At 42.7% G+C, this 20,828-nt stretch carries 21 protein-coding genes and 1 other annotated feature; all 21 genes read left to right on the forward strand.

Features of this window, described 5'->3' with window-relative positions; genetic code table 11:
* The first annotated feature begins 132 nt into the window (after positions 1–132).
* The 21 genes from rplA (at position 133) to rpmC (ending at position 20,824) form a co-directional block, all read left to right on the forward strand.
* On the forward strand, positions 133–834 hold the full coding sequence (gene rplA / locus I5J82_RS19460; RefSeq protein WP_198769411.1) for a 50S ribosomal protein L1: 702 nt from the start codon (positions 133–135) through the stop codon (positions 832–834).
* 45 nt (positions 835–879) lie between these two features.
* Positions 880–1,031 (forward strand) — a sequence feature (ribosomal protein L10 leader region).
* 39 nt (positions 1,032–1,070) lie between these two features.
* On the forward strand, positions 1,071–1,571 hold the full coding sequence (gene rplJ, locus I5J82_RS19465) for a 50S ribosomal protein L10 (protein WP_198769412.1): 501 nt from the start codon (positions 1,071–1,073) through the stop codon (positions 1,569–1,571).
* Between the two features lie 47 nt (positions 1,572–1,618).
* A complete protein-coding gene (gene rplL, locus I5J82_RS19470) occupies positions 1,619–1,984 on the forward strand; it encodes a 50S ribosomal protein L7/L12 (protein ID WP_198769413.1) in 366 nt (121 codons plus the stop codon).
* 345 nt (positions 1,985–2,329) lie between these two features.
* A complete protein-coding gene (locus I5J82_RS19475) occupies positions 2,330–2,932 on the forward strand; it encodes a class I SAM-dependent methyltransferase (RefSeq protein ID WP_198769414.1) in 603 nt (200 codons plus the stop codon).
* Between the two features lie 291 nt (positions 2,933–3,223).
* On the forward strand, positions 3,224–6,766 hold the full coding sequence (gene rpoB, locus I5J82_RS19480) for a DNA-directed RNA polymerase subunit beta (protein WP_198769415.1): 3,543 nt from the start codon (positions 3,224–3,226) through the stop codon (positions 6,764–6,766).
* Between the two features lie 29 nt (positions 6,767–6,795).
* Complete coding sequence (rpoC, locus tag I5J82_RS19485; protein WP_198769416.1) at positions 6,796–10,419, forward strand: DNA-directed RNA polymerase subunit beta'; 3,624 nt, start codon at positions 6,796–6,798, stop codon at positions 10,417–10,419.
* An 84-nt stretch (positions 10,420–10,503) separates the two neighbouring features.
* Positions 10,504–10,752, forward strand: coding sequence for a 50S ribosomal protein L7ae-like protein (locus tag I5J82_RS19490; RefSeq protein ID WP_066237983.1), 249 nt, complete (start codon positions 10,504–10,506; stop codon positions 10,750–10,752).
* 116 nt (positions 10,753–10,868) lie between these two features.
* A complete protein-coding gene (rpsL, locus tag I5J82_RS19495) occupies positions 10,869–11,291 on the forward strand; it encodes a 30S ribosomal protein S12 (RefSeq protein WP_066390653.1) in 423 nt (140 codons plus the stop codon).
* 46 nt (positions 11,292–11,337) lie between these two features.
* On the forward strand, positions 11,338–11,808 hold the full coding sequence (rpsG, locus tag I5J82_RS19500; RefSeq protein WP_066237973.1) for a 30S ribosomal protein S7: 471 nt from the start codon (positions 11,338–11,340) through the stop codon (positions 11,806–11,808).
* Between the two features lie 75 nt (positions 11,809–11,883).
* A complete protein-coding gene (gene fusA, locus I5J82_RS19505; protein WP_198769417.1) occupies positions 11,884–13,962 on the forward strand; it encodes an elongation factor G in 2,079 nt (692 codons plus the stop codon).
* A gap of 116 nt (positions 13,963–14,078) precedes the next feature.
* On the forward strand, positions 14,079–15,269 hold the full coding sequence (gene tuf, locus I5J82_RS19510; protein WP_066390665.1) for an elongation factor Tu: 1,191 nt from the start codon (positions 14,079–14,081) through the stop codon (positions 15,267–15,269).
* Between the two features lie 781 nt (positions 15,270–16,050).
* Positions 16,051–16,359, forward strand: coding sequence for a 30S ribosomal protein S10 (rpsJ, locus tag I5J82_RS19515; RefSeq protein ID WP_053356198.1), 309 nt, complete (start codon positions 16,051–16,053; stop codon positions 16,357–16,359).
* A gap of 49 nt (positions 16,360–16,408) precedes the next feature.
* Positions 16,409–17,047, forward strand: coding sequence for a 50S ribosomal protein L3 (gene rplC, locus I5J82_RS19520; RefSeq protein ID WP_066390667.1), 639 nt, complete (start codon positions 16,409–16,411; stop codon positions 17,045–17,047).
* 17 nt (positions 17,048–17,064) lie between these two features.
* Entirely contained in the window at positions 17,065–17,688 is a 624-nt protein-coding gene (gene rplD / locus I5J82_RS19525; protein WP_066390669.1) for a 50S ribosomal protein L4, read from the forward strand.
* Positions 17,688–17,975 (forward strand): 50S ribosomal protein L23, encoded by a 288-nt coding sequence (rplW, locus tag I5J82_RS19530; protein WP_066390671.1) that lies wholly within the window; start codon positions 17,688–17,690, stop codon positions 17,973–17,975. Before rplD ends, rplW begins: the two co-directional genes overlap by 1 nt.
* A 28-nt stretch (positions 17,976–18,003) precedes the next feature.
* Positions 18,004–18,834: a 50S ribosomal protein L2 gene (gene rplB, locus I5J82_RS19535; RefSeq protein WP_066390675.1), complete on the forward strand. Its 831-nt coding sequence runs from the start codon at positions 18,004–18,006 to the stop codon at positions 18,832–18,834.
* Positions 18,835–18,891: 57 nt separating this feature from the next.
* Positions 18,892–19,170 (forward strand): 30S ribosomal protein S19, encoded by a 279-nt coding sequence (gene rpsS, locus I5J82_RS19540; RefSeq protein ID WP_066237951.1) that lies wholly within the window; start codon positions 18,892–18,894, stop codon positions 19,168–19,170.
* A 19-nt stretch (positions 19,171–19,189) separates the two neighbouring features.
* Positions 19,190–19,531 carry a 50S ribosomal protein L22 gene (gene rplV, locus I5J82_RS19545; RefSeq protein ID WP_066237948.1) on the forward strand — a complete coding sequence of 114 codons (342 nt, stop codon included), beginning with the start codon at positions 19,190–19,192 and terminating at the stop codon, positions 19,529–19,531.
* A 3-nt stretch (positions 19,532–19,534) separates the two neighbouring features.
* Entirely contained in the window at positions 19,535–20,194 is a 660-nt protein-coding gene (gene rpsC, locus I5J82_RS19550) for a 30S ribosomal protein S3 (protein ID WP_066237945.1), read from the forward strand.
* Positions 20,195–20,196: 2 nt separating this feature from the next.
* On the forward strand, positions 20,197–20,631 hold the full coding sequence (rplP, locus tag I5J82_RS19555; RefSeq protein WP_066237943.1) for a 50S ribosomal protein L16: 435 nt from the start codon (positions 20,197–20,199) through the stop codon (positions 20,629–20,631).
* Positions 20,621–20,824, forward strand: coding sequence for a 50S ribosomal protein L29 (gene rpmC / locus I5J82_RS19560; RefSeq protein WP_066237940.1), 204 nt, complete (start codon positions 20,621–20,623; stop codon positions 20,822–20,824). Before rplP ends, rpmC begins: the two co-directional genes overlap by 11 nt.
* Positions 20,825–20,828: the final 4 nt, after the last annotated feature.

Here is a 20,828-nt window from a genome sequence, read left to right on the forward strand (position 1 = left end):
TAAATGGATTGATATCCTACCCGTCAAACGGTTCGCAACCTTTATTCATGCAATGCGTGTGATTGCACTTGAATCTTTTAAGTGCAATAAGTGGGAGGAATATCCGCTAAACCACATAAGGAGGACAATACAATGGCAAACAAAGGTAAGAAGTACCAAGAAGCGGCTAAATTAGTAGACCGCACAAAAGCATATGATGCTGCAGAAGCGATCGAGCTAGTTAAAAAGACTGCTCCTGCAAAATTTGACGAGTCTGTAGAAGTTGCAGTTCGTTTAGGTGTAGACACGAAGAAAGCTGACCAACAAGTTCGTGGAGCAGTAGTGCTTCCAAACGGAACTGGTAAGACTCAACGTGTATTAGTTTTCGCAAAAGGTGAAAAAGCAAAAGAAGCTGAAGCTGCTGGAGCAGATCACGTTGGCGATTCTGACTACATCAACAAAATCCAACAAGGTTGGTTCGAGTTCGACGTAATCGTTGCTACTCCGGACATGATGGCTGAAGTTGGTAAACTTGGACGTGTTCTAGGACCTAAAGGTTTAATGCCTAACCCTAAAACAGGAACAGTTACATTTGAAGTTGAAAAAGCGATTAACGAAATCAAAGCTGGTAAAGTAGAATACCGTGTCGACAAGACTGGTAACGTTCACGTTCCAATCGGTAAAGTATCTTTCGAAGCTGAGAAGCTTGCAGAAAACCTTAACACAATCATCGAAACATTGTTGAAAGTTAAGCCTGCAGCTGCAAAGGGAACTTACATGAAGAACGTTGCTGTTTCTTCAACTATGGGACCTGGGATCAAAGTTAATCCATCTTCATTTGCTGTAAAACGATAGTTGACAAACGGGTTTCGACCCGTTATATTATATACTGTTAAACACAAACGCATCAGATGAATGCCGTAGACAGCAGGAGCCAACTGGCTTAAATCTTCCTGCCGAGGTGAAGCATCGATAAGCTCATTAGTTAATTACTTATGACTTTAGATACTCACGCCTCCATGTCTCGACATGGAGGCTTTGTTTTTGGACAAAACCTGCGGTGATGCAATCATTTTACAGGAGGTGTAATAATGAGCAGCATTTTAGAAACAAAAAAGCAGTTAGTATCCACTATTTCTGAGAAAATCAAAAATAGCCAATCAACAATCCTTGTTGACTACCGTGGTCTTACTGTTTCTGAGGTTACTGAACTTCGTAAGTCACTACGTGATGCTGGCATCGAGTTTAAAGTTTACAAAAACTCAATGGTAGTTCGCGCTGCTGAAGAGAATGACCTTAAAGAATTAGCTGAACACTTAACTGGTCCTACAGCGATCGCATTTTCAAATGAAGATGTTGTAGCTCCGGCTAAGATCCTTAACGACTTCGCTAAGAAACACGAAGCGCTTGAAATTAAAGCTGGTGTAATCGAAGGACGCGTTGCGTCTCTAGAAGAAGTGAAAGCTCTTGCTGAACTTCCATCAAGAGATGGTCTTCTTTCAATGGTACTCAGCGTGCTTCAAGCACCTATCCGCAACTTTGCGTTGGCTACTAAGGCTGTTGCAGAACAAAAAGAAGAGCAAGGCGCATAAGCCTTACCTTCAACCAATAACTTACATTCCATAAGGAGGAAATTATAATGTCTAAAGAGCAAATCATTGAAAGCTTAAAAACAATGACTGTTTTAGAGCTTAACGACCTAGTAAAAGCAATCGAAGAAGAGTTTGGTGTAACTGCTGCTGCTCCTGTAGCTGTAGCTGGTGGAGCTGCTGGTGGAGACGCTGCTGCTGAAAAAACTGAATTCGACGTAATTCTTGCAAGCGGTGGAGCTTCAAAAATTAAAGTTATCAAAGTTGTTCGTGAACTTACAGGTCTTGGACTTAAAGAAGCGAAAGAACTTGTTGACGGTGCTCCTAAGCCAGTTAAAGAAGGCGTATCTAAAGACGAAGCTGAAGAAATCAAAGCTAAGCTTGAAGAAGTTGGAGCTTCTGTTGAAGTTAAGTAATTCAAAAGAAAAGGTTCGCCCGATGGCGGACCTTTTTGTTTGTTTCGCTTAATCTTTTTAGAATGAACTATTCTAAAATCTTGCTGCTTTTATTCTTGTCGCTTCTTTGAACAGTTGATTGAAGTGAAAGGTGCGACACTCCTGCGGGACAGGCGGGCGGGTGAGACACTTAAGAGTGAAACGTTCGAATGTGGCTCACCGCCTGCCCCGCGGAAAGCGAGCACCTGTAACGGAAATCAGCTACTTTCAAAGGCGACATTGTAAAAGCGTTTTATAGATAGACCGTTAGAGAATTTCGGAACGGGAATACTGTCTTTATCAGAAGGTAAGGAGAGTTTAAATACGATGAAAAACCATTATTATTCTGAAACACCTGGTACAGAAAGTAAAAGAGAGACGTGGGATTTTTTATTAAACGGCGAAAAGTTTCGCTTTACGACGGATGCTGGTGTCTTTTCGAAGAAAGAAGTAGATTTTGGCAGTCGAGTTTTAATAGAGTCCTTTGTACCTCCAGAAGTACCTGGTGATTATATAGATGTAGGATGCGGATACGGACCGATCGGACTTTCGCTTGCTAGAGCGGAACAAGATCGTGTTGTTCAAATGGTGGATATCAATGAAAGAGCAATTGAACTCGCTAAACTGAACGCAGATAAGAACAAGGTCGATAACGTTAAGATCTATAAAAGCTATCTATTTGCGGAAGTGAAGGATAACGAGTTTGCTGCTGTTATTACAAATCCTCCGATCCGTGCAGGTAAGACAGTCGTTCACCAAATTTTTGAAGAAGCATACCACAAACTTTGCGTTGGTGGCGAGTTATGGGTAGTGATTCAAAAGAAACAAGGTGCGCCATCTGCTATGGATAAAATGGAACAAATATTCGGCCAAGTTGAAACGGTTGCGAAGAAAAAAGGTTACTATATTTTACGCGCAATAAAAGTTTGACTTGATAAATTCCGTATGTTAGTATTATAAAATGCCAATGGATTCGCATTTTGCTGCTTATTTTTCGTGGTAAGCGAAAAAACGTTGATAAATCAACGTTTTTTACTCATGTTTAGACGTATAGAATGCGAAAAAGTTGGACAAAATTATATAATAGCTTTTATCAAAATAGGAAAACTGCGGTTTTAAAAATATGAAACCCTTTTTCTTTTTGTTTTCTAACCTTCTTAATAGAATGTTAGATAGAAATATGATACACGAAAAAAACGCTGGATTTGAGGGGTGAAGCAGTTGACAGGTCAACTAGTTCAGTTTGGACGCCACCGCCAACGAAGAAGTTATGCAAGGATTAGCGAAGTGCTTGAATTACCAAACTTAATTGAAATTCAAACCGCTTCCTATCAATGGTTTCTTGATGAGGGGTTACGTGAAATGTTCCGAGACATTTCGCCGATTGAAGATTTTACAGGGAACCTCGTTTTAGAGTTTATTGATTATAACTTAGGTGAGCCGAAGTATCCTGTAGATGAATCAAAAGAGCGCGATGTTACTTACGCTGCTCCGCTTCGTGTGAAAGTGCGTCTGATCAATAAAGAGACGGGCGAAGTAAAAGAGCAGGAAGTATTTATGGGAGATTTCCCGTTAATGACAGATACGGGAACCTTTGTGATCAACGGGGCAGAGCGTGTAATTGTATCACAGCTCGTTCGTTCACCAAGTGTTTACTATAGTGAGAAAATCGACAAAAACGGTAAAAAAGGTTTTACCGCTACTGTCATTCCAAACCGCGGTGCTTGGCTGGAGTTCGAAACAGATGCTAAGGACGTAGTTTATGTGCGTATTGACCGCACAAGAAAAATCCCTATTACCGTATTGCTTCGTGCTTTAGGGTTTGGGTCTGATCAAGAAATCATTGATTTGCTTGGAGAAGACGAGTATCTTCGCAACACGCTGGATAAGGATAATACAGAAGGAACAGAAAAAGCCCTTCTCGAAATCTATGAGCGTCTTCGTCCGGGAGAGCCTCCAACAGTAGATAATGCAAAAAGTTTATTAGATTCTAGGTTCTTTGATCCTAAACGCTATGACTTAGCTAACGTTGGACGCTACAAAATCAATAAAAAGCTTCATATAAAGAATCGTCTCTTCAACCAGAAACTAGCTGAAACGCTTGTTGATGCTGAAACTGGTGAAGTGATTGCTGAAGAAGGTACGCTTCTTGACCGCAGAACGCTAGACAAGATTATCCCTGCTCTTGAGAGTGGTGTAGGCTTTAAAACCGTAACACCAGCAGGAGGAGTGGCTGAAGATCAAGATATCGCTCTTCAATCTATCAAAATCTATGCGCCAGATGATCAAGAAGGAGAAAGAATCATTAATGTTATCGGAAACGGACTTGTTGATAAAGAAATTAAAAACATCACGGTTTCTGACATTATCGCTTCAATCAACTACTTCTTTAACTTATTGCATCAAGTAGGTACGACAGATGATATTGACCATCTTGGAAACCGTCGTCTACGTTCAGTTGGTGAGCTTCTTCAAAACCAATTCAGAATCGGACTTTCCAGAATGGAACGTGTTGTGCGTGAGCGTATGTCGATCCAAGACACAAATGCAATCACACCACAAGCATTGATCAATATTCGTCCTGTTATTGCTTCTATTAAAGAGTTCTTCGGAAGCTCTCAGCTTTCACAGTTCATGGATCAAACGAACCCGCTAGCAGAATTGACGCATAAACGTCGTCTATCTGCACTAGGGCCAGGTGGTCTTACACGTGAACGTGCAGGCTTTGAAGTTCGTGACGTTCACTACTCTCACTACGGTCGTATGTGTCCGATTGAGACGCCAGAGGGTCCGAACATCGGTTTGATCAACTCACTTTCTTCATATGCAAAAGTGAACCAATATGGATTTATCGAAACACCATACCGTCGGGTTGATCCTGAAACAGGTCGTGTAACGAGCCGTATTGATTATCTGACTGCTGACGAAGAAGATTTATACGTAGTTGCACAGGCGAACTCAATCTTAGGTGATAACGGAGAGTTCATTAACGAAGACGTAATCGCACGTTTCCGTGGTGATAACACTGTTGTTAAACGCGAACGCATCGATTATATGGATGTATCGCCGAAACAGGTAGTATCTGCCGCGACAGCTTGTATTCCGTTCTTAGAAAATGATGACTCCAACCGTGCCCTAATGGGAGCGAACATGCAACGTCAGGCTGTACCTCTACTTGTTCCTGAATCACCGATCGTTGGTACAGGAATGGAACACGTATCAGCAAAAGACTCTGGAGCTGCAGTTATCTGTAAGCACGAAGGAATTGTTGAGCGCGTTACAGCAAAACAAGTTCAAGTACGCCGCATTAAAGAAGTAGATGGCAAGGAAGTTTCAGGCGACCTTGACACTTACAACATGCTTAAGTTTATTCGTTCCAACCAAGGAACGTGTTATAACCAGCGTCCGATCGTAAGCACAGGAAACCGTGTGACGAAAGGGGAAATCTTAGCGGATGGACCTTCAATGGAACTAGGTGAACTTGCTTTAGGTCGTAACGTTCTTGTTGCCTTCATGACTTGGGAAGGTTACAACTACGAGGATGCTGTTATCATGAGTGAACGTCTCGTTAAAGACGACGTTTATACTTCGATCCATATTGAAGAATATGAGTCAGAAGCGCGTGATACAAAACTTGGACCGGAAGAAATCACTCGTGATATTCCAAACGTCGGAGAAGATGCATTACGCAACCTGGACGAACGCGGAATCATCCGTGTTGGTGCAGAAGTTAAAGATGGAGATATCTTAGTTGGTAAAGTAACCCCTAAGGGTGTAACTGAATTAACAGCTGAAGAACGTCTATTGCATGCGATCTTCGGTGAAAAAGCTCGTGAAGTCCGCGATACATCATTGCGTGTACCTCACGGTGGAGATGGAATCATCCTTGACGTTAAAGTGTTTAACCGTGAAGATGGCGATGAACTTCCTCCAGGAGTGAATCAACTCGTTCGTGCATACATCGTGCAAAAACGTAAGATTCATGAAGGAGATAAGATGGCCGGCCGTCACGGAAACAAAGGTGTAATTTCTAAAATTATGCCTGAAGAAGATATGCCTTATCTTCCAGATGGAACACCAGTTGACATCATGTTAAACCCGCTAGGGGTACCTTCCCGTATGAACATCGGTCAGGTATTGGAGCTTCACCTTGGAATGGCTGCACGTCAGCTAGGCATTCATGTTGCTACACCGGTATTCGATGGAGCGCGTGAGGAAGATGTTTGGTCTACGATCGAAGAAGCTGGAATGGCTCGCGATGGTAAAACGGTACTTTATGATGGACGTACAGGTGCTGCATTTGATAACCGTGTATCAGTTGGGGTCATGTATATGATCAAGCTTGCTCACATGGTTGATGATAAGCTACATGCTCGTTCTACTGGACCTTACTCACTTGTTACACAGCAGCCTCTAGGTGGTAAAGCTCAATTTGGAGGTCAGCGTTTCGGTGAGATGGAGGTATGGGCGCTTGAAGCATATGGTGCTGCATACACACTACAGGAAATTCTTACGGTTAAATCCGATGATGTTGTCGGCCGTGTGAAAACGTATGAAGCCATCGTTAAAGGTGAAAACGTTCCTGAACCAGGTGTTCCAGAATCATTTAAAGTATTGATCAAAGAACTTCAATCTCTTGGAATGGACGTTAAGATCTGTTCTGGAGATGACAAGGAAATTGAAATGAGAGAGCTTGATGATGAAGACGATCAGGCAAGCGAGAAATTAAATCTAAATCTTGAGTCTTACACTTCGAATGACTAAAACAGGATATCAAAAGGGAGGTACGCTCCTTGATAGACGTAAATAATTTTGAATATATGAAAATTGGTCTTGCTTCACCGGACAAAATCCGGTCGTGGTCAAGAGGGGAAGTAAAAAAAACTGAAACAATCAACTACCGTACACTTAAGCCTGAAAAAGACGGCTTGTTCTGTGAAAGAATTTTCGGTCCAACAAAAGACTGGGAATGTCATTGCGGAAAGTATAAGCGCGTCCGTTATAAAGGTGTGGTTTGTGACCGTTGTGGTGTTGAAGTAACAAGAGCTAAAGTTCGACGTGACCGTATGGGTCACATCGAGCTTGCTGCTCCTGTTTCTCACATCTGGTACTTCAAGGGTATCCCAAGCCGTATGGGTCTTGTTTTGGATATGTCTCCAAGAGCATTAGAAGAAGTAATCTACTTTGCTTCATACGTTGTTACTGATACAGGGGATACACCTCTTGAGAAGAAACAACTGCTTTCAGAGAAGGAATACCGCACATACCGTGAAAAGTATGGAAAAGGTTTCACTGCACAAATGGGTGCAGAAGCGATCAAGCGTCTTTTAGAAGACATCGATGCTGAAAAAGAAGTTGAGATGTTGAAAGAAGAGCTTAAAACAGCACAAGGCCAACGCCGTACACGTGCGATTAAGCGTTTAGAAGTACTAGAAGCATTCCGTCATTCTGGCAACCATGCTGACTGGATGATTCTTGAAGTACTTCCGGTTATTCCGCCGGAATTGCGTCCGATGGTTCAGCTTGATGGTGGACGTTTTGCCACATCTGACCTTAACGACCTTTACCGTCGTGTTATCAACCGTAACAACCGTTTGAAGCGTCTATTAGACCTAGGTGCTCCTAACATTATCGTTCAAAATGAAAAACGTATGCTTCAAGAAGCAGTCGATGCATTAATCGATAATGGTCGTCGTGGCCGTCCGGTTACTGGACCAGGAAATCGTCCGTTAAAATCACTTTCACACATGCTGAAAGGGAAACAAGGTCGTTTCCGTCAAAACTTGCTAGGTAAACGTGTTGACTACTCTGGACGTTCGGTTATCGTAGTAGGTCCGAACTTAAAGATGTACCAATGTGGTCTGCCTAAAGAGATGGCACTTGAGCTCTTCAAACCGTTTGTTATGAAAGAGCTAGTTTCAAAAGGTCTTGCACACAACATCAAGAGTGCAAAACGCAAAGTAGAGCGCGTTCAGCCAGAAGTTTGGGATGTTTTAGAAGAAGTTATTCGTGAACACCCGGTTCTACTAAACCGTGCACCTACACTTCACAGACTTGGTATCCAAGCATTCGAACCAACGCTTGTAGAAGGCCGTGCAATCCGTCTTCACCCGCTCGTATGTACAGCTTACAACGCTGACTTTGACGGTGACCAAATGGCGGTCCACGTTCCTCTATCTGCTGAAGCACAAGCAGAGGCTCGTATTTTAATGCTAGCTGCCCAAAACATCTTGAACCCGAAAGATGGTAAGCCGGTAGTAACACCGTCACAGGATATGGTTTTAGGTAACTATTACCTAACTCTTGAACGTGAAGGAGCTATTGGTGAAGGGTCTGTATTTAAAGACATCAATGAAGCGATCATCGCTTATGAAAATGGATTCGTGCACCTGCATTCTCGTATTGCAGTACCGGTATCCAGCTTAAATAAAGAAACTTTCACAGATGAGCAGCAATCTAAGCTTCTTATGACGACAGTAGGTAAGTTGTTATTCAACGAAATCTTGCCACCGTCATTCCCTTACATTAACGAACCGACTACGACGAACCTTCAAGTGGAAACACCTGAAAAGTACTTCTTAGATCCGGCTGCTAATGTAAAAGAAGAAATTCAGAAGCATGAGGAAATTGTTCCATTTAAGAAAGGGATCCTAGGTAAGATTATCGCGGAAGTATTCAAACGCTTTAAGATTACTGAAACGTCTAAGATGCTTGACCGTATGAAGGACTTAGGATTTAAATATTCTACGCGCGCTGGTATCACGATCGGTGTATCCGATATCGTTGTATTACCTGAAAAGCAAGAGATCCTTGCTGTTGCCGAAGAAAAAGTAGTTAACGTTACAAAGCAATTCAGACGTGGTTTGATCACGGAAGAAGAGCGCTATGAGCGTGTAATTAATGTTTGGAGTTTGGCGAAAGACGAAATCCAAAATAAATTGATGGGTACACTTGATAAGCGAAACCCAATCTTCATGATGAGTGACTCCGGTGCCCGTGGTAACGCATCTAACTTTACGCAGCTAGCTGGTATGCGTGGTCTGATGGCCAACCCGGCTGGTAAAATCATCGAGCTTCCAATCAAATCAAGTTTCCGTGAAGGTCTAACAGTACTCGAGTACTTTATCTCTACTCACGGAGCACGTAAAGGTCTTGCCGATACAGCCCTTAAAACAGCTGACTCAGGTTACCTTACTCGTCGTTTGGTTGACGTTGCGCAAGATGTTATCGTACGTGAAGATGACTGTGGAACGGACCGCGGCTTAGAAGTTGCAGCTATTAAAGAAGGCAACGAAGTTATCGAGCCTCTTCATGAGCGTTTGATCGGTCGTACTGCTTATAAAAAGGTATACCATCCTGAAACAAAAGAACTTCTTGCAGACGTTAATCAGCTGATCACTGAAGACATGGCCGCTCATATTGAAGAAGTAGGCGTGAAAGCAGTAACGATCCGTTCTGTATTTACTTGTGACACTCGTCACGGTGTTTGTAAGAAATGTTACGGACGCAACCTTGCAACAGGCTCTGACGTTGAAGTTGGGGAAGCAGTTGGAATTATCGCTGCTCAATCCATCGGTGAGCCAGGTACACAGCTTACAATGCGTACCTTCCATACAGGTGGGGTAGCAGGGGACGATATCACACAAGGTCTTCCGCGTATCCAAGAATTGTTTGAAGCGCGTAACCCGAAAGGTCAAGCCGTTATCTCTGAGCTTGAAGGTACGGTTGTTGGCGTGAACGACAATAAAGATAAGCGTGAAGTAGTCGTTCAAGGTGAAATTGAATCTAGATCTTACACGATTCCTTTCGGTGCCCGCATTAAAGCGGTCGAAGGCGATAAGGTAACTGCCGGTCAAGTATTGACGGAAGGTTCGATCGATCCTAAAGAATTAATTAAAGTACGTGGTGCAGAAGGCGTACAAGAATACCTATTGCGTGAGGTTCAGAAAGTTTACCGTATGCAAGGGGTAGAAATCGGAGATAAGCACGTTGAAGTAATGGTTCGCCAGATGCTTCGTAAAGTGCGCATCATCGATTCTGGTGATTCTCAAGTACTTCCGGGAGCTCTTATGGATATTCATGCCTTTACGGATGTTAACCGTAGTGTACTTCTTGAAGGTGGAACGCCTGCTACAGGTCGTCCAGTGCTTCTTGGTATTACAAAAGCATCTCTTGAGACAGAATCATTCTTATCTGCTGCATCATTCCAAGAAACAACTCGAGTTCTTACAGATGCTGCCATCAAAGGTAAGCGTGACGAATTACTCGGACTTAAGGAAAACGTTATTATTGGTAAGCTGATCCCGGCTGGAACGGGTATGAACCGTTACAGAAACATCGGAATCAACTCTCCAGTAGTTGAAGATGAGAACAATGAAGAGGCAGAATTGCCTACAGAACTTGTTTCTCAAGATTAATAAATGAAATGTTGACATCGGGAGCGCATCGGTGATATGATTACGGATGTGCTCCTAAGATTTGTTACTTTGGAGGATATTCGTATGTCTTATGAAAAAGTGACACAGGCTTCTGAAATTATCGTAGGTACTAAGCAAACAATCAAAGCTTTACAGAACGGCGAGGTCAAAGAGCTGGTCGTTGCGGAAGACGCAGATTTTCGAGTGACGAGCAAAGTATTGCAAATTGCCGAAGAGAAGCACGTACCGATCGTAAAGGTTGATTCCATGAAAAAGCTTGGAAAAGCATGCGGTATAGATGTCGGGGCCGCAACTGTTGCGATAAAAGGATAAAATTCATGTTTTTGCGATGGGCATCAATATCGCTCCTCTCGCAAAAACTTTCTTTTGTCCTAAAATGAACCACCTGGGTCGGTGGTATTACGAAAAAAGAGAGGAGGAAATACAAAATGCCTACAATTAACCAATTAGTTCGCAAAGGTCGTGTTTCTAAATCAAAGAAATCTGACTCTCCTGCGTTAAACAAAGGTTACAACAGCTTCAAGAAGTCCCAAACTAACGTTTCATCTCCGCAAAAGCGTGGAGTTTGTACACGTGTTGGTACTATGACTCCTAAGAAGCCGAACTCGGCGCTTCGTAAGTATGCGCGTGTTCGTCTAACTAACGGAATCGAAGTTACAGCTTACATTCCTGGTATTGGCCACAACCTTCAAGAGCACAGTGTTGTTCTTATCCGTGGAGGACGTGTAAAAGACTTACCGGGGGTACGTTACCACATCGTTCGTGGTGCTCTTGATACGGCTGGTGTTAACAACCGTATGCAAGGTCGTTCTAAATACGGAACGAAGCGTCCAAAGGAAGCTAAGAAGTAATATTTTTAAAATAAACTAAAACAACTATCAGAAAGGAGGGGACCACATGCCACGTAAAGGACCTGTTGCTCGTCGTGATGTGTTACCTGATCCAATTTACAAGTCTAAGCTTGTAACTCGTCTAATCAATAAAATTATGATTGACGGTAAGAGAGGGGTAGCTCAAACAATCTTGTACAATGCGTTCGATCTTATTAAAGAACGTACGAACCAAGATCCTATGGAAGTGTTTGAACAAGCTCTTAAAAATATCATGCCAGTTCTTGAAGTTCGTGCTCGCCGTGTTGGTGGAGCTAACTACCAAGTACCAGTTGAAGTTCGCCCAGAGCGTCGTACAACACTAGGACTTCGTTACCTAACGAACTACTCTCGTCTACGCGGAGAAAAGACAATGGAAGAACGTCTTGCGTATGAGATCATGGATGCTGCTAATAACACTGGTGCTTCAGTTAAGAAGCGCGAAGATATGCACAAAATGGCAGAAGCAAACAAAGCGTTTGCTCACTACCGCTGGTAAAATTATAGAGACAGTTCTCGGACTGTCTCTAAAACACTATAAAAATTCCTTTTAAAAAGGGAAGGAGAGAAATTCATGGCTAGAGAATTCTCCTTAAAAAATACTCGTAATATCGGTATCATGGCTCACATCGATGCTGGTAAAACAACGACTACTGAACGTGTTCTTTACTATACTGGCCGTATCCACAAAATTGGTGAAACTCATGAAGGAGCTTCACAAATGGACTGGATGGAGCAGGAACAAGAGCGTGGAATCACGATTACTTCCGCTGCTACTACTGCTCAATGGAAAGGTCACCGTGTCAACATCATTGATACACCAGGACACGTAGACTTTACAGTTGAAGTAGAACGTTCATTACGTGTATTAGACGGAGCGGTTGCATTACTTGATGCTCAATCAGGTGTTGAACCACAAACAGAAACAGTTTGGCGTCAAGCGACTACTTACGGGGTACCTCGTGTAGTATTCGTAAACAAAATGGACAAGATCGGTGCGGATTTCTTATATTCCGTAAAAACGATTCATGACCGCCTTGGTGCTAACGCTCACCCGATCCAATTACCGATCGGTGCGGAAGACCAATTCGAAGCAATCATCGACCTTATCGAAATGAAAGCTGTATTCTACGGAAACGACCTTGGTACTGATATCGAAGTTCGTGATATTCCGGAAGAGCACATGCCTTTAGCTGAAGAATACCGTGGAAAACTTATCGAAGCGGTTGCTGAGCTAGATGAAGAAATGATGATGAAGTACTTAGAAGGCGAAGAAATCACGAACGAAGAACTTAAAGCAGGTATCCGTCAAGGAACTTGTAACGTTGAGTTCTATCCAGTAATGTGTGGTTCGGCATTTAAGAACAAAGGTGTTCAGCTTATGCTAGACGCAGTTCTTGATTACCTTCCATCGCCAATCGATGTACCAGCTATTAAAGGTGTACTTCCTGACTCTGAAGAAGAAGTAACTCGTGAATCAAGTGACGAAGCTCCATTCTCTGCACTTGCATTTAAAGTTATGACTGACCCTTATGTTGGTAAGTTAACATTCTTCCGTGTGTACTCTGGTACACTAAACTCTGGATCATACGTACAGAACTCTACTAAAGGAAAGCGCGAGCGTGTTGGACGTATCCTTCAAATGCACGCAAACTCCCGTGAAGAGATCTCTATCGTATACGCTGGAGATATCGCAGCTGCTGTAGGTCTTAAGGACACTACAACTGGTGATACACTTTGTGATGAAAAGAACCTTGTTATCTTAGAATCCATGGTATTCCCAGAGCCAGTTATCTCACTATCTATCGAGCCGAAGTCTAAAGCAGACCAAGACAAGATGGGTATGGCGCTTGCTAAGCTTGCTGAAGAAGATCCAACATTCCGTACTGAAACAAACGAAGAAACTGGACAAACGATCATCGCAGGTATGGGTGAGCTTCACCTTGACATCCTAGTTGACCGTATGCGCCGTGAATTCAAGGTAGAAGCTAACGTGGGTGCTCCTCAGGTTGCTTACCGTGAAACAATTCGCCAAGCTGCTAAAGTTGAAGGTAAATTCGTTCGTCAGTCTGGTGGTCGTGGACAATACGGTCACGTTTGGATCGAATTCGAGCCAGGTGATGAAGGATCTGGATTCGTATTTGAAAACAAAATCGTTGGTGGGGCAGTTCCTCGTGAATACATCCCTGCAGTTCAAGCTGGTATCGAAGAATCAATGAAAAACGGAATGCTTGCTGGTTTCCCATTACTTGACCTTAAAGCTCGTATCGTTGATGGATCATACCATGATGTTGACTCCAACGAAATGGCGTTTAAGATTGCCGGTTCAATGGCTCTTAAGAACGCTAAATCAAAGTGTGACCCTGCAATTCTAGAGCCGATCATGAAAGTAGAAGTAACGGTTCCTGAAGAGTACATGGGTGATATCATGGGTGACGTAACTTCCCGTCGTGGACGTGTTGAAGGTATGGAAGCTCGTGGTAACGCACAAATCGTTAAAGCGATGGTTCCACTTGCTGAGATGTTCGGATATGCAACTAGCTTGCGTTCTCGTACACAAGGCCGCGGTACTTACTCAATGCACTTCGATCACTACGAAGAAGTACCTAAGTCAATCTCTGAAGAAATCATCAAAAAAGCAACTGGAGCTTAATCTCTTCGGTTGTAAGAAACAACTTTTTCATGTAATCTAAAATGGGCAGTACAAACTGTCTGTTTTAAATAAAAAAATCTACTATATGTAAACATATTTAAGGAGGAATCTTTCTCATGGGTAAAGAGAAATTTGATCGTTCCAAAACGCATGCTAACATTGGTACTATCGGTCACGTTGACCATGGTAAAACAACTTTAACAGCTGCTATCACTACTGTTCTTGCTAAGAAAAACGGTAAGGGTGTAGCAATGGCTTATGACCAAATCGACGGTGCTCCAGAAGAGCGCGAGCGTGGAATCACAATCTCAACTGCACACGTTGAGTATGAAACTGATTCTCGTCACTATGCACACGTAGACTGCCCAGGACATGCTGACTATGTTAAGAACATGATCACTGGTGCAGCACAAATGGATGGTGGGATCCTAGTAGTATCTGCTGCTGACGGCCCAATGCCACAAACTCGTGAGCACATCCTTCTTTCTCGTCAAGTAGGTGTACCTTACCTTGTTGTATTCATGAACAAGTGTGACATGGTAGACGACGAAGAACTTCTTGAGCTAGTAGAAATGGAAGTTCGTGACCTTCTTTCTGAGTATGACTTCCCAGGAGATGACATTCCTGTAATCAAAGGTTCTGCTCTTAAAGCTCTTGAAGGAGACGCTGATTGGGAAGCTAAAATCTACGAGCTAATGGACGCTGTAGATTCTTATATCCCAACTCCTCCACGTGACACTGAAAAGCCATTCATGATGCCAGTTGAGGATGTATTCTCAATCACTGGTCGTGGTACAGTTGCTACTGGACGTGTTGAGCGTGGTGTAGTAAAAGTTGGTGACGTAGTTGAGATCCTTGGTCTTACTGAAGAGCCAAAATCAACAACTGTAACAGGTGTTGAAATGTTCCGTAAGCTTCTTGACTATGCTGAAGCTGGTGACAACATTGGTGCACTTCTTCGTGGGGTTTCTCGTGAAGATGTTGAGCGTGGACAAGTTCTTGCTAAGCCAGGTACTGTTAAAGCTCACACTAAGTTCAAATCAGAAGTTTATGTTCTTTCAAAAGAAGAGGGTGGACGTCACACTCCATTCTTCTCTAACTACCGTCCTCAGTTCTACTTCCGTACAACTGACGTAACTGGTATCATCCAACTTCCTGAAGGCGTAGAAATGGTTATGCCTGGAGATAACGTTGAGATGACTGTAGAACTAATCGCTCCAATCGCTATCGAAGAAGGAACTAAGTTCTCTATTCGTGAAGGTGGACGTACAGTTGGTGCAGGCGTAGTTGCAACAATCACTGAGTAATCTTATTACTCTTTTATAAAAAAACACTCTCCTTTTGGAGGGTGTTTTTTTATGTGATTTTCCATACTGAAGTTTTTGAATGAGGTTGATTTCCGTTCCAGGAGTCTCGCATCCTCCACTCCAATCAACTGATCAAAGAAGAGTAATAACAAATACCCCAATTGAAACATGCAGTAAGAAAAAAATTGATTTTTAAGTATAAATGAATCGATAGTGAAAAAAGCTCTATCCAATTAGCATTGAGCAGCTGATCCTGAGTGTCAGAATGTGCCTGAAATAGCTTGAAACACATCCAATCCAAAAATAAAGATGATGAATCCAGAAATTTAATAGCTGAATCCAAAAGTTTGGCCCTTGAATCCACGAGTTTTGGTCGTGAATCCACAAATAGTAAAATATATATACATGCGATCACAGTCGGCTAAAAACTGAATAACCATACGCGCGATCAGAAACGCATCAACTGGATCTCCACCACCAATTGCATTTCTTCTATATATATAGAAGAAACACATTCAACTGCACAAAAGATTAAAAAGAAAGTTGAAATCCGCAGATAAAGTCTCTATAATAGAAAAAGTGCGATTAGCAATAAATAAATGCAAATAACACTTGCATTGGGCGTTGCTTTTCTCTATAATAAGTAATGTTGGTCATTCACTGCGATGATCCGGAAGGTTGCTGACACACTAGGCCCCTTTGCCATGGCTGGTGATATCAGGTTGAATTTCCGCGGAGCAATGTCTGTTTATCAAAATAGGCGAATAAAGGAGGGAAAAAAATGGCAAAGCAAAAGATTCGTATCCGTTTAAAGGCGTATGATCACAGAATTCTTGATCAATCAGCTGAAAAAATCGTAGAAACTGCTAAGCGTTCAGGAGCAAAGGTATCTGGTCCTATCCCACTACCTACTGAGAAAGCGATCTACACGATCCTTCGTGCGGTTCATAAGTACAAGGACTCTCGTGAGCAGTTCGAAATGCGTACTCATAAGCGCTTGATCGATATTATCGAGCCAACACCACAAACAGTTGATTCGTTAATGCGTTTGGATCTACCGTCTGGTGTAGACATCGAAATTAAACTATAATTTCACGTTTGCTTATAAATATTTTACTTACTAATAGGAGGTGTGACGAATGACCAAAGGAATCTTAGGTAGAAAAATTGGTATGACTCAAGTTTTCGCAGAAAACGGAGATCTAATTCCAGTTACTGTAGTAGAAGTAACTCCTAACGTTGTTCTTCAAAAGAAATCCGTTGAGAATGATGGCTACGAAGCTATCCAACTTGGATTTGATGATAAAAAAGACTCTCGTTCTAACAAGCCACAAGCAGGACATGCGGCTAAAGCTAGCACGAGCCCTAAGCGCTACGTTAAAGAATTCCGTAATGTTGATGTTGCGGGATACGAAGTTGGTCAGGAAGTCAAAGCTGACATTTTTGCAGAAGGTGACGCTGTAGACGTTACTGGTACATCTAAAGGAAAAGGATTCCAAGGTGTTATCAAACGTCACGGGCAATCACGCGGGCCAATGAGCCACGGTTCCCGTTACCACCGTCGTCCTGGTTCAATGGGTGCAGTTGACCCTAACCGTGTTTTCAAAGGGAAAGCATTGCCTGGACGTACTGGCGGAGATACAGTAACTGTACAAAACTTAGAAGTTGTAAGAGTTGATGCAGAACGTAATCTTCTACTAATCAAAGGTAACGTACCTGGAGCGAAAAAGAGCTACGTTACAATTAACTCTGCTGTTAAAGCAAAGGATGCTAAATAAGGAAGGAGGACAATCTGATGCCAAAAGTAGCATTATTTAAACAAGATGGTACTCAAGCTGGCGATATCGAATTAAACGATTCCGTTTTCGGTATTGAACCAAATAAAAGCGTGCTTTTCGACGCTGTTATTATGCAGCAAGCATCACAGCGCCAAGGAACGCACGATGTAAAGAACCGTTCTGAAGTTGCTGGTGGTGGACGCAAACCTTGGAAACAGAAAGGTACTGGACGTGCTCGTCAAGGATCTATCCGTTCTCCACAATGGGTTGGCGGTGGAGTGGTTTTCGGACCAACACCAAGAAGCTATTCTTACAAATTACCTAAGAAGGTTCGTCGCTTAGCTATTAAATCAGCGCTATCTTCTAAGGTTCTAGATAACGACTTGATCGTTTTAGAAGGTCTTGCATTCGAAGCTCCTAAAACAAAGGAAATGATGCAAGTTCTTGCAAATCTATCCGCAGATCGTAAAGCATTAGTTGTAACTGCTGATTACAATGACGCTGTTGCATTGTCTGCACGTAACATCCCTGGCGTAACAGTTGTTACGGCTAACGGCGTTAGTGTTCTTGACGTGTTAAACCACGACAAGCTTCTTATGACTAAAGACGCTGTGGAAAAAGTAGGGGAGGTGCTCGCATAATGGAAGCTCGTGATGTGATTAAGCGCCCCGTTATTACAGAGCGTTCTACTGAAATAATGGCTGACAAAAAATACACGTTCGAAGTAAACCCTCGTGCTACTAAGACTCAAATCAAAGGCGCACTAGAAGAAATCTTTGGCGTGAAAATTCAATCTGTTAACACTGCTAACTACAAAGGTAAGTTTAAGCGTGTAGGCCGTCATACTGGTTACACTTCTAAACGTAAAAAAGCTGTAGTTACATTAACTCCAGAAAGCAAAGAACTCGACTTTTTTGAAGGAGTTTAAAAAGAACTCGTAAAGGAGGGAAATTACAATGGGTATCAAAAAGTTTAAACCGACAACTAACGGTCGTCGTAACATGTCTCAGCTTGACTTTGCTGAAATTACAACTGACCAACCAGAAAAATCCTTGCTTGCTCCTCTTAGCAAAAAAGCTGGGCGTAACAACCAAGGTAAACTAACTGTTCGTCACCAAGGTGGAGGACACAAGCGTAAGTATCGTATTATCGATTTCAAACGTAACAAAGACGGAATACCAGGTCGCGTTGCTACAATCGAGTACGATCCGAACCGTACAGCTAACATCGCGCTAATCCACTATGCAGATGGTGAGAAGCGTTATATCCTAGCTCCAAAAGGAATTAAAGTAGGGCAAGAAATCATGTCCGGTACTGAAGCTGATATTAAAGTAGGTAACTCACTTCCATTAGCTAACATTCCTGTAGGTTCTACAATTCACAACATCGAACTTAAGCCTGGTAAAGGTGGACAATTGGCTCGTTCAGCTGGTGCTGAAGCTCAACTTCTTGGTAAAGAAGAAAAGTATGCGCTAGTTCGTCTAGGTTCTGGTGAAGTTCGTATGATCCTTCTTACTTGCCGTGCAACAATCGGTCAAGTTGGAAACTTAGAGCATGAACTTGTAAACGTTGGTAAAGCAGGTCGTTCTCGTTGGAAGGGTATCCGCCCAACAGTTCGTGGTTCTGTAATGAACCCTAACGATCACCCACACGGTGGTGGTGAAGGACGCGCTCCAATCGGACGTAAATCACCAATGTCTCCATGGGGTAAACCAACTCTTGGATATAAAACTCGTAAGAAAAATAGCCAAACTGACAAGTACATTGTACGTCGTCGCAAAAAATAATGTGATTGTACTACGGTTCAATCGAGCCGTAGCGCAAACACAAAGGGAGGTTCTCAAATGGGTCGCAGTTTGAAAAAAGGGCCTTTTGTAGATGACCACTTGATGAAAAAGGTCGAGGCACTTAATGAATCTAACGACAAGAAAGTAGTTAAAACTTGGTCTCGTCGTTCTACGATTTTCCCTGACTTCATCGGTCACACAATCGCTGTTTATGATGGTCGTAAGCACGTGCCGGTTTATTGTACAGAAGATATGGTCGGTCACAAGTTAGGTGAGTTTGCACCTACTCGTACTTACAAAGGCCATGCAGCTGATGATAAGAAAACAAGACGTTAATTGAGGGGAGGTACACAAAATGGAAGCAAAAGCAATTGCTAAACAAGTGCGTATTGCTCCTCGTAAAGCTCGCATCGTAATCGACTTGATTCGAGGCAAGCAAGTAGGTGAGGCACTTGCGATTCTACGTTTGACGCCTAAAGCAGCTTCTCCTGTAATTGAAAAGGTGCTTAAGTCTGCTATCGCAAACGCAGAACACAACTATGAAATGGAACCGAACAACTTGGTGATTAAGCAAGCGTTCGTTGATGAAGGTATTACTCTTAAGCGTTTCCGTCCTCGTGCGATGGGTCGCGCAAGCCGTATCAACAAACGTACTAGCCACATCACAATCGTTGTTTCTGAAAAGAAGGAGGGTTAAGACGTGGGTCAAAAAGTAAATCCAATAGGTCTACGTATTGGCGTCATCCGTGACTGGGATTCAAAATGGTACGCTGAAAAGGATTACGCTAATCTTTTACATGAAGACCTTAAGATCCGTTCTTATATTGAAAAGCGTTTAAAAGACGCTGCTGTATCAGGTGTTGAAATCGAACGTGCAGCTAACCGTGTGAATATCACAATTAAAACTGCTAAACCAGGAATGGTTATCGGTAAAGGTGGATCTGAAGTAGAAGCACTTCGTAAAGCCCTTAACGACATCACTGGTAAAAGAGTTCACGTAAACATCTTTGAAATCAAACAAGCTGACGTTGATGCTAAGCTAGTAGCTGAAAACATCGCTCGTCAACTTGAAAACCGTGTATCTTTCCGTCGTGCTATGAAGCAGGCGATCCAACGTGCAATGCGTATGGGTGCGAAAGGTATCAAAACACAAGTGTCAGGCCGTCTTGGCGGAGCTGATATCGCTCGTGCTGAACATTATAGTGAAGGTACAGTTCCTCTTCACACACTTCGTGCAGACATCGATTACGGTACTGCTGAAGCAGACACAACTTACGGTAAGCTTGGAGTTAAAATCTGGATTTATCGTGGTGAGGTCCTTCCAACAAGAGGAACGAAAAAAGAGGAAGGAGGCAAATAATTATGTTATTGCCAAAACGTGTTAAATATCGTCGTGAACACCGCGGTAAAATGCGTGGGAACGCAAAAGGCGGTACTGAAGTTCATTTCGGAGAATTCGGTTTGCAAGCTCTTGAAGCTAGCTGGATTACTAACCGTCAGATCGAAGCAGCTCGTATTGCGATGACTCGTTATATGAAGCGTGGCGGTAAAGTATGGATTAAAATTTTCCCGTCTAAGCCTTACACTGCAAAGCCTCTAGAAGTCCGAATGGGATCTGGTAAAGGTGCTCCTGAAGGATGGGTAGCTGTAGTTAAGCCAGGAAAAGTTATGTTTGAAATCGCAGGTGTCTCTGAAGAAGTGGCACGCGAAGCGTTGCGTCTTGCAGCACACAAACTTCCTGTAAAATGTAAGTTTGTTAAACGCGAAGAAGTGGGTGGTGACACAAATGAAGGCTAATGATATTCGTAACCTGACCACTGCAGAAGTTGAACAAAAAGCAAAAGCACTTAAAGAAGAGCTTTTTAACCTTCGTTTCCAACTAGCGACAGGTCAACTTGAAAACCCGGCCCGCATTCGTGAAGTTCGTAAAGCAATTGCCCGTGCAAAAACGGTTTTACGTGAAAGAGAGCTTGGGATTACTAACGGTTAAATCT

This window comes from Fictibacillus halophilus, from assembly GCF_016401385.1.
Classification (GTDB): domain Bacteria; phylum Bacillota; class Bacilli; order Bacillales; family Fictibacillaceae; genus Fictibacillus; species Fictibacillus halophilus.